The sequence below is a fragment of the Elioraea sp. genome, from assembly GCF_051860475.1.
Classification (GTDB): Bacteria; Pseudomonadota; Alphaproteobacteria; order Acetobacterales; family Acetobacteraceae; genus Elioraea.
The window spans coordinates 1-7,175 of the sequence record NZ_JBHYDW010000058.1 but is presented as its reverse complement, the minus strand read 5'-3'; the positions used below and the strand labels follow the sequence as shown (position 1 = coordinate 7,175).

Genomic DNA, 7,175 nt, shown 5'->3' with positions numbered 1-7,175 from the left:
GGGGGGGGGGGGGGGGGGCCCCCCCCCCCCCCCGCGCCCCCCTGGGACCTCAGCCCCCCGCCGCCGCCCGCGCCGCCGCCGCGCCCTGCACCTCGGCGAGGTGATCGAACCTGTGCACGTAGCTGCCAAGCCCCATGCTCATCGAGCGCAGCTCGATGATCATCCCGTGCATCTCCGCCGCGGGCACCAGCGCCTGCACCTCGTCCCAGCCGGGCCAACCATCGCGCTCCGCGTAGCCGAGGATCTGCCCTCGGCGTTCCGACAGCAGGCGCTGCGCCGCCGCCGTGAATCCGTTGGGCACGAGCACCGACACCTGGTGGATCGGCTCCAGAAGGACCGGACCGGCGGCGGCCAAACCCTCCTGCATCGCCATGCGCGTCGCGGTCGCGAACGCCATGTCGCTGCTGTCCACCGAATGGAACCCGCCATCCACCAGCCTCACCGCGATATCGACCACCGGATGGCCGAGCGGACCCTTGCGCGTCGACTCCTCGGCGGACTCGCCGACAGCCGGAATGAACCGTCGCGGCACCACACCGCCAACGATCTTGTCGATGAACTCGAAGCCATCGCCGCGACCGCGCGGCTCGATCTCGATCGTCACGTCCGCGAACTGGCCGTGCCCGCCCGTCTGACGCTTCAGCCGCGCGTGCTGGCGCACCGCGCGACGGATCGTCTCGCGATAGGACGTGCGCGGCTTCGCGACCGTCACCTTCACCCCATGCGCGCGGCCGAGCCGCGCCACCGCCGCCTGGAGATGGATCTCGCCCTGCCCCTCGATCAGGATCTGGCCGAGCTCGGCGTCCTGCTTCACCGACAGCGACGGGTCCTCCTCCATCAGCTTGCCGAGCGCCGCAGTGAGCCGCACGTCGTCCTTGCGGTCCTCAGTCGCGACCGCGAGCGCATGCACCGGCGGCAGCGGGGCGGGGAAGGGGAGCTGCTTCGTCTCCTTCCCCGTCGAGATCGTTCTGCCTGTGGCAAGGCCCTCCAGGCGCCCAAGTGCGACCACATCGCCAGACACCGCCTCCGCCACCTTCTCCGCCTCCAGCCCCGGGAAGCGCGTGATGCCGCCGAGCCGCGTGCCGTCGAGCGTGGTGCCGTCCTTCAGGGGCCCGCGCCAGATCCGCGCATAGGAGAGCTTGCCGCCATGGCCGGTGTGCACGCTCTTGAAGATCTGCGCGACCGGCCCCTCCAGGGCCGAGTCGAGCCCTCGGCGCGCCGCCGTCTCCGTCGCGTCGGGCGCGTCGTGGCGCAGCGCCTTCCACAACCGCCGCACCCCGCCGCCGCGCTCGGCACAGCCGAGCAGTACCGCATCCACCGCGCCGGTGATGAGATCCTGGTGCATCACGCGATAGAGGTCCTCCGGGGTGGCGACCGAATCCTCGATCAGCTTCTCGAGCAGCGCATCGTCGTGATCGGCCAGCGTCTCGGCGAGCACCGTGCGCGCCTCGCGCTCGCGCTCCACCACCGCCTCGGGCATGCGAACCAGCTCGGACGGCTCGCCGCGGCGGTAGCGATAGGCGCGCTCGCTCACGAGATCGACATAGCCGGTGATCTCCTCGCCCTCGCGGATCGGCACCTGGCGGAGCACGAGCGGCCGGCGCGACTGCGTCTGCAGCGCTTCCAAGGTCTCGCGCACGCTGCCCTCGGCCATCGTGTCCACCTTGTTGACGAACACCAGGCACGGCACGCCCTGCTCCTCGAGCATGCGGAACACCGGCGCGAGACCGAGCGCGCGGGTGGGATCGGGCTCGCAGACCAGCACTGCCATGTCGGTGACCGCGAGTGCCGAGGACACCTCGTAGGCGAACTCCACCGAGCCGGGGCAGTCGAGCAGCGCGAAGCTGTCGCCGAGATAGGCGCAGTGGGCGAGCCGCGTCTCGGTGCCCATGGTGCGGTCGCGCGCCTCGGTCGGGCGCTTGAGCGGCGAGCCGGCGGCAGCAAGCATCGCCTCGAACAGCGTCGATTTCCCCGCCCCCTGCGGGCCGACCAGCGCGATCGCGCGCGGCCCGTGCCGGCCGTTGCCGTTGGGGGCGGGGGTATCTTTCTCTGGCATGTGCGGCGTCTCCCCGGCCGCTTCTGCGCGCGGCCTGTCCCGAGGTTACGGGGCGCCCGCCATCCCGCAAGGGGACGGAGGGTTGACCCCTCCGCCGCCAACTCTACCCGTCCTTGGGCCGGGCGCGACCGGAATCAGCGCAGCGGCGCCAGGCGCTGCCAGGCAGCCACCGCACCGGCGAGCGTGGCATGGCCGATCTCAGGCGTGCCGACGCGGCTCGCGCGCACCGGCTCGTTCGGCACCTGGTTGGCGATCCAGCGGTCCGACAGGCGCACGATCAGCGCGACGTCCGTGTCGGCGACGGCATCCATGTCGAGCGCGGCGAGCGCGGCATGGGGCGGATCGACGTTGGTAAGGTTGGGATTCGGGCTCATCCGGACCACCGGCCCGTCCTCGACCGGATCGGCCGGGTTGGTCGGCAGGCGCCCGCCCAGCATGATGTGCGCGTGCAGGGGCGCGCTGTTCGGCGGCTCCTTCAGGATCGCGCGCAGCATGTAGCCGATCTCGATGCCGATCCGCCGCAGCTTCAGCCCCATGTCGTCCGAGGGCGGCGCGAGCGGTCTTTCGCGCCCCGCCACGGATGCCGTGCCGAGTGCGAGCAGCGCGATCTCCTTGGCGAGCCAGCCATAGCCCAGCGCCTCGACCGTGGCGATCGCGGCGGGGCAGTTCCAGCCGGCGATCGCGCCGTCCCAGTAGATGCCGCCGCCGAACCGGGCGGCGTCGTCGAAATAGAGCACCGGCGCGTTCGAGCTCGCATGGATGGCCTCGGCAAGGCTGGCCGAGGGCCGGCGCGGCGGCGGCTCGAACGCGGCCGAGGGCGAATTGAGGTCCGAGCGGAACAGATGCCCGCGCTGCGCCGGCAGGTCGTAGGCGCAGATCAGCAGATGCGGCAGTTGCCGGCCGCGACTGCCCGTGCGCGAGCCGATCTCGGGCAGCGGCCTGTCCCAGTCGCCCAGGATCGCCCGCAGGCCCGCGAGTTTGCTGGTCGCGGAGTATCGGCCAGGCCAGATCCCCGGCGCGGCGAAGATGCTCTCGCGCTTGCGCTGGTCGAGGAACAGGGCCAGCAGCTCCTCGAGCGTGAGGTCCATCAGCAGCCCGCCCAGCACCAGCGACCCGCCCGAGTTGGAGGCGGCGAGGTCGAACTGCGCCAGCACGTCGTGGCCGCGTGCATTCAGGCCGTAGAGATGGATCAGCGCGCGCACCTGGATCAGGGCCCAGGCGCCGCCGCCGTCGAGGCTGAGGATGCGGTGTCGTGTCATCGCCGTTCGCCTCCCGGATGGTTGCGCGGCTGATGCTGCGTCGTCGCGGGGGAGTGCCGCAACCCGCTTGACGCGGGCGTGTACGCGGGGGACACCGCGCGCACCGCAGCACATGGAGGAATGAATGGACGCGGTGTCGCGCGCGACCGCGATCGGTGCGCTGGCGGTCGCGCTATGGTCGACGCTCGCGATCCTGACGGTGCTGGCGGGCGGCGTGCCGCCCTTGCAGCTCGTTGCGATGACCTTCGCGATCGCCGGCTCGGCCGGCATGGCGGTGCGCGCGCGGTACGGCGACGCCGCCGCGGCTGCCGTGCCTTGGGGCGCCTGGGCGCTCGGCGTTGCCGGGCTGTTCGGCTACCACGCCTTCTACTTCGCCGCCCTCGCGCTCGCGCCGGCGGTCGAGGCGAACCTCATCAACTATCTCTGGCCGCTGCTGATCGTGCTGTTCGCGGGGCTCCTGCCCGGGCAGCGCCTCGGGCCGCGGCATCTGCTCGGCGCCGCGCTCGGCCTCGGCGGCTGCGCGCTCGCGATCGGCGGCGGCGCCGGCTTCGATCCCACCCATCTCGCGGGCTATGGCTGCGCGCTCGGCGCGGCGCTGACCTGGTCGAGCTACTCGGTGCTGAACCGCCGCCTCGGCGAGGTGCGCTCCGACGCGGTGGCCGGGTTCTGCCTCGCGACCGCCGTGCTGGCCTGCCTCGTCCATCTCGCCTTCGAGACGACGCGCTGGCCGGAGGGCGCGGCGTGGTTGGCGGTGCTGGGGCTCGGGCTCGGCCCCGTGGGGCTCGCCTTCTTCGTCTGGGACCACGGGGTGAAGCACGGCGATCTGCGCCTGCTTGGCGTGCTCGCCTACGTCGCACCGGTGCTCTCGACGCTCTGGCTTGTGCTCGCCGGCCTCGCCGAGGGCGGCGCGACGCTTTGGCTCGGCTGCGCCCTGGTCGTCGCCGGCGCGCTGGTCGCGACCGGGCTCAGAACCGCAGATCGCTGACCGGCTGCTCGACGCGCAGCACCGCCTGCTGGCCGAACCGCTCGGCCCAGGCCGCCGCCACCGCCTCGACGGGGCCGCGCGCACCCGCCGGGTGCACGACGATCAGCACCAGCGTCGGTTCGGTGATCGTGCGGCCCGTCGCGGTATCGCGCCAGCCGCCGGTCCCGGCGATCAGCGTGAACCCCGCCGGCAGGTGGCGTGCCACCGTGTCGGCGACGAAGGCCTCCACCGCGCGGTCATCCACCGTGCCCCCGGCCGGGATCGCGCGGCCGAGATAGAGCGTGGTCTGCACGTGCGAGGGCGGTGCCGCGCAGGCGGCGAGCAGCAGCGCGAGCGCGAGCGCCCTCACCGTGGCAGCGGGCGCCAATCGGGGGGAGCGAGCTCGAAGCCCTCGAAGCGGAACGCCGGGCTGACCGTGCAGCCGACCAGCGTCCAGCGCCCGAGGCTCGTCGCGGTCTGCCACCAATGCGCCGGAACGATCCGCTGCGGCAACTGCCCGGCGCCGAGGTCGGGGCCCAGCCACATTGCCTCGGCGTCGTGGCCGTTCGGCGAGACCGTCAGCACCAGGGGTGCGCCGCCGTGCCAGTGCCAGAGCTCAGCCGCGTCCACACGATGCCAGTGCGACACCTCCTCGGCCTTCAGCAGGAACAGGATCGCGGTGCCTGCGCCGCGCGAGCCATCCGCGGGCCGATCGCGCCAGGTCTCGCGGTACCAGCCGCCCTCCGGGTGCGGCGCGAGCGCGAGTGCGCCGATCACCGCATCCGCATCGGTGCGGGGATCGAGCAGGTTCATCGCGTCACGTCGGCGCCGCCGGCACGGTCTCGACGAAGGCGCGGTGCCTGGAGGCGCTTTCGAACCAGACGGCGAGCTTCGGATGCGCCTCGCGCCAGGGCTCGGCCGCAAAGCGGAAATCGAGATAGCCGAGCGCGCAGCCCACCGTGATCGAGCCGATGGTGAACGGGCCCATCAGGCTGTCCGCCTCGCGTTCGAGCAGATCGAGCGTGCGCGCGATCGCATCGCGCATGCGCGCCATCGCCGCCGACCGCGCCGACTCCTCCGGACGGAGGCTCTCGCCGCGCCGCGCCACCGCCGCCTCCATGACCCCGTGGCCGAGCGCGTGCAGCCGGAGCGCCACGATGCGCGTGCTGCGGTCGGTCGGGTACAGCGGTGCGGCGGGGCCGATCCCGTCGAGGTATTCGCAGATCAGCGGACTGTCCATGTAGGCGATCCCGTCGGCGCCGATCAGGGTCGGGATCTTGCCGAGCGGGTTGACCGCCAGCAGGTCGGGCGGCGCGGCGTGCACGTCGCACCAGACCTTCTCGATCCGGTCGTCGATCTCGCGCGCGATCGCGCAGGCCATCACCTTGCGCACGAACGGGCTTGCGGGCGAGTGGAACAGCTTCACGCGGAACGTCCTTTCAGCGGAAGGAATCCTTGGCCGCGCGCAGCGCCGCGAACTCGGTGGCGTCGCGCGCGTGGAGGAACGGATTGGCGGCCTTCTCGACGCCGAGCGTGACCGGCACGGTCGGCCGCCCGGCCGCGCACTGCGCCTCGACCTCGGCCGCGCGTGCGCGTAGCGCCTGGTTGTCCGGCTCCACCGTCAGCGCGAAGCGGGCATTGGACTGGGTGTATTCGTGCCCGCACAACACCAGCGTGTCGTCCGGCAGCGCCGCGAGGCGCCTCAGCGCGGCGAAGAACTCCTCCGCCGAGCCCTCGAACATCCGCCCGCAGCCGAGGCTGAACAGGGTATCCCCGCAGGCGAGCACGCCCGCCTCGGCGAAGTGGTAGGCGATGTGGCCGCGTGTGTGTCCCGGCGTGTCGATCACGACGGCCTGGCACTCGCCCACCGCGACCGCGTCGCCCGGGGTCACCGCCCGGTCGAGCGCGGGCAGACGGTGGGCATCCGCCGCCGCGCCGATCACCGCCGCGCCGTGCGCCGCCTTCAGCGCCGCGACACCGCCGACATGGTCGCCGTGATGGTGCGTCAGCAGGATCAGCGCTGGCTCCCAGCCGCGCTGAGCCAGCGCCGCCTCCACCGGCGCCGCCTCGCCGGGATCGACCACCGCGACGGTGCCGGTCGCGGCGTCGCGCAGCAGCCAGACATAGTTGTCGGAGAGGGCGGGGACGGGAACGATCTCGATGGTCGCCATGACCCGTCCTAGCATCCGCGCCGGCCCCGGCCAACCGATCGGGGCGCTCGGATCGCGCGCCGTGCGTGGTATGACGGGTCCATGGCGGAGGATGCCGGCGCCCTCACCCGGTTCTACGCCTCGCCGCACGGCAAGGTGGTGACCACCACGCTGCGGGCGAGGCTGCGTGCGCTCTGGCCGGTCATGCCGGGGGCGCGCACCCTCGGGCTCGGCTACGCGCTGCCCTATCTGCGCGTCTGGCGCACCGAGCCGCGCGACCGCACCGTCGCCTGCCTGCCCGCCCAGATCGGTCCCGCGCGCTGGCCGCGCCACCGCCCGAACCTCGCCTGCGTCGCCGAGGAGACCCGCCTGCCGTTCCCGGACCTCCATTTCGACCGCGTGCTGATGATCCACGCGCTGGAGCACGCCGACCACGCGCGGCGCATGCTGCGCGAGGCGTGGCGTGTGCTGAAGGACGACGGGCGGCTGATGGTGGTGGTGCCGAACCGCACCGGCTGGTGGGCCTATGCCGAGCGCACGCCGTTCGGCCACGGACGGCCGTTCTCGGCCGACCAGCTCGCGCGCGTGCTGGAGACCACGCTGTTCCGCGAGCTCCGCCGCGACGGCGCGCTCTACCTGCCGCCCTTCGCGTGGCGGCCGCTGCTCCGCACCGCAGGGGCGTGGGAGCGGCTTGGCCGGCGGCTCGGGCCACGTCCCGCCGGCGTGGTGATCATCGAGGCGGTGAA

8 protein-coding genes are annotated in these 7,175 nt (G+C 73.0%); 2 read left to right on the top strand and 6 right to left on the bottom strand.

Annotated elements, in window-relative coordinates; translation table 11 throughout:
• Positions 1–49: 49 nt before the first annotated feature.
• The gene (locus tag ACTIFU_RS11940) at positions 50–2,056 is read right to left on the bottom strand and encodes an elongation factor G (protein ID WP_439578534.1); all 2,007 of its coding nucleotides are present in this window, start codon (positions 2,054–2,056) and stop codon (positions 50–52) included.
• Positions 2,057–2,190: 134 nt separating this feature from the next.
• Positions 2,191–3,315, bottom strand: coding sequence for a patatin-like phospholipase family protein (locus ACTIFU_RS11935; RefSeq protein WP_439578533.1), 1,125 nt, complete (start codon positions 3,313–3,315; stop codon positions 2,191–2,193).
• A 124-nt stretch (positions 3,316–3,439) separates the two neighbouring features.
• Between ACTIFU_RS11935 and yddG the strand changes: the two genes are divergently transcribed.
• Positions 3,440–4,300 (top strand): aromatic amino acid exporter YddG, encoded by an 861-nt coding sequence (yddG, locus tag ACTIFU_RS11930; protein ID WP_439578532.1) that lies wholly within the window; start codon positions 3,440–3,442, stop codon positions 4,298–4,300.
• On the opposite strand, the gene ACTIFU_RS11925 is transcribed toward yddG, so the two are convergent.
• The 4 genes from ACTIFU_RS11925 to gloB are packed head-to-tail and all read right to left on the bottom strand — an operon-like array spanning position 4,281 to position 6,450.
• On the bottom strand, positions 4,281–4,649 hold the full coding sequence (locus ACTIFU_RS11925) for a DUF3574 domain-containing protein (RefSeq protein ID WP_439578531.1): 369 nt from the start codon (positions 4,647–4,649) through the stop codon (positions 4,281–4,283). The two genes, yddG and ACTIFU_RS11925, sit on opposite strands and share 20 nt — an antisense overlap.
• Complete coding sequence (locus ACTIFU_RS11920) at positions 4,646–5,092, bottom strand: cupin domain-containing protein (protein ID WP_439578530.1); 447 nt, start codon at positions 5,090–5,092, stop codon at positions 4,646–4,648. Before ACTIFU_RS11920 ends, ACTIFU_RS11925 begins: the two co-directional genes overlap by 4 nt.
• A gap of 4 nt (positions 5,093–5,096) precedes the next feature.
• Positions 5,097–5,705 (bottom strand): glutathione S-transferase, encoded by a 609-nt coding sequence (locus ACTIFU_RS11915; protein ID WP_439578529.1) that lies wholly within the window; start codon positions 5,703–5,705, stop codon positions 5,097–5,099.
• A 13-nt stretch (positions 5,706–5,718) separates the two neighbouring features.
• Positions 5,719–6,450, bottom strand: a complete 732-nt coding sequence (gene gloB / locus ACTIFU_RS11910) for a hydroxyacylglutathione hydrolase (RefSeq protein ID WP_439578528.1) — start codon at positions 6,448–6,450, stop codon at positions 5,719–5,721.
• Positions 6,451–6,531: 81 nt separating this feature from the next.
• On the opposite strand from gloB, the gene ACTIFU_RS11905 reads away from it, so the two are divergent.
• The coding region (locus ACTIFU_RS11905; protein ID WP_439578527.1) for a class I SAM-dependent methyltransferase at positions 6,532–7,175 on the top strand (644 nt) is incomplete at its 3' end.